This is a genomic window from Microcoleus sp. BR0-C5, assembly GCF_036705045.1.
Classification (GTDB): Bacteria; Cyanobacteriota; Cyanobacteriia; order Cyanobacteriales; family Microcoleaceae; genus Microcoleus.
The window spans coordinates 1-1,772 of record NZ_JAUBTR010000186.1; the positions used below are offsets into that span (position 1 = coordinate 1).

Consider the following 1,772-nt stretch of genomic DNA (forward strand, 5'->3'; position numbering starts at 1 on the left):
GGCTGGCATACATTATAACTAATGAGCGCTTATCTTATATTTATATTATACAATCTAGCTGCGTGTCAGCTTAGCACCTACTACCGCTGGCCACCAAACACTACCTTTGCTAACTGGCGAGAGCGCCTCCCCCAAGGATTTCTGATGACCGTAAAAGCGCCCCGTGGTCTAACGCACTCCAAGCGTCTTTACTCGCCAGAAAAGTGGTTGGAACGGATGAGTGAGGGACTTCAATGCCTGGGCTCACGATTGGGTATTCTACTCGTGCAACTCCCTCCCCAGTTCGGCTGCGATTTGGCTCGGCTAGCCTACTTTCTAGAACAGGTGCCCTCCTGGATCAAAGTAGCTGTGGAATTCCGACATCCAAGCTGGCACACAGAAGAGGTATTTTCGCTGCTGGAACGCTGTGGAGCGGCTTACGGCGTGATGAGCGGCGCCCACCTTCCGTGTATCCTGCGTGTAACGGGTTCATTCGCCTATCTGCGCCTCCACGGCCCCGACTCCAACAATCTCTACGGCTGCTCCTACTCTGATGATGATTTGCATTGGTGGGCCGATCGCATCCATGAGTGGAAAAGCCAGGGGCGAAGCGTGTTCGTCTACTTCAACAACGACGGAGAGGGAAATGCAGTGAGGAACGCTTCAAAGCTAAAAACTTTTGTGGAGAATGGTAGTTCCTGACAGAATCTAATTGAGACTGTTTCCATTCTTTTGGGCGCATTCAAAAACGCTCCGCAGTTCCCTGAAGTTGAATTAGAAATCGCTGGTGGCGTTCGTCTAGGTTGTTGTTTGACGATCGCACTCACCCCGAACCCGCACATCCAACTCAACATCACCCACCACAAGCCGATCGTATTCAACTCAACATCACGCTCGCACTTTTGGATCCATTTCAAACAAATCCCGCAGGGTGCGCTTGACATTGGGAAACACGAAATACTCCGTCAGTTTCTCGATGCGATAATTAAACGCTTTGTAGTGGCGTTTGAAGTACAGTTCCACATTCCCTCAGTGTTCCCACAATCCCAGCAAGTTGATGGCAACCTCTGAGTAATGGAGTCTCACATCCCGCTGCACTTCGGCTATCCGTTCCTCCCTTCCTCAATTAGTCAAGTCGTAATTCCAATTTTATAGAATGAGTGAGGAAACTTTAAAAATTTATGGACAGACTGAAACGAACTTGCAATGCTGTAAGCTGTTGTGCATTTAAATTGTATATTTCGAGTCCCCATCAAAAATCGTCAAATCCTCTCCCCCTCTCCTCTTCTCCCCCTCTCCCTCTCTAATACCATAGGCAATCTAGATGCAACACAGCTTATCAGCCATCCGCTACAGACAGGAATTTTCAAGACAAGCGTTGTTTTTTGGACGCTTGCTACACAAACGCCAAACTCTAACTTAACTGCTTGTAGCGAAGTATACACTTGATTGTGGTTATAAGTCTCTCTAAAGAATTATTTGTATATTCTCCTGAAGACAGATGATAGCAACGACAAAGGTAAATAACATACAAAGTGTACAAAGTTATTAGGTAATCTAAAGGCAGAATTTAAAAGTAGTCTATTTGCGCCCTGTAGGAAAGACATTCGACTTACGCACTTGCCCAAGCTAAACAAAGTGGCAGTATGTGGCGTACTCTTGTCCCTTACTTCAGGTTAATGACTACTTAATCTTTGATACTTAATTAATTAAGTTTCAATACTCCGGACAGTTTTTAAGCAGCCAGAGTACCATAAGACAAGACTGAAGGAAGGTTAGGGTGATTTAAAATC

Annotated in this window: 2 protein-coding genes; both read left to right on the forward strand. The window is 45.9% G+C overall.

Going from position 1 to position 1,772, the window contains the following annotated elements; genetic code table 11:
- Positions 1-21: 21 nt before the first annotated feature.
- On the forward strand, positions 22-681 hold the full coding sequence (locus tag QUB08_RS31785; protein ID WP_333230261.1) for a DUF72 domain-containing protein: 660 nt from the start codon (positions 22-24) through the stop codon (positions 679-681).
- Positions 682-711: 30 nt separating this feature from the next.
- Positions 712-1,050: a hypothetical protein gene (locus tag QUB08_RS31790; RefSeq protein WP_333230263.1), complete on the forward strand. Its 339-nt coding sequence runs from the start codon at positions 712-714 to the stop codon at positions 1,048-1,050.
- Positions 1,051-1,772: the final 722 nt, after the last annotated feature.

Excerpts from the sequence above, each read along its gene's own strand:
- QUB08_RS31785 (WP_333230261.1), top strand. The coding sequence starts at position 22 with ATGAGCGCTTATCTTATATTTATATTATACAATCTAGCTGCGTGTCAG.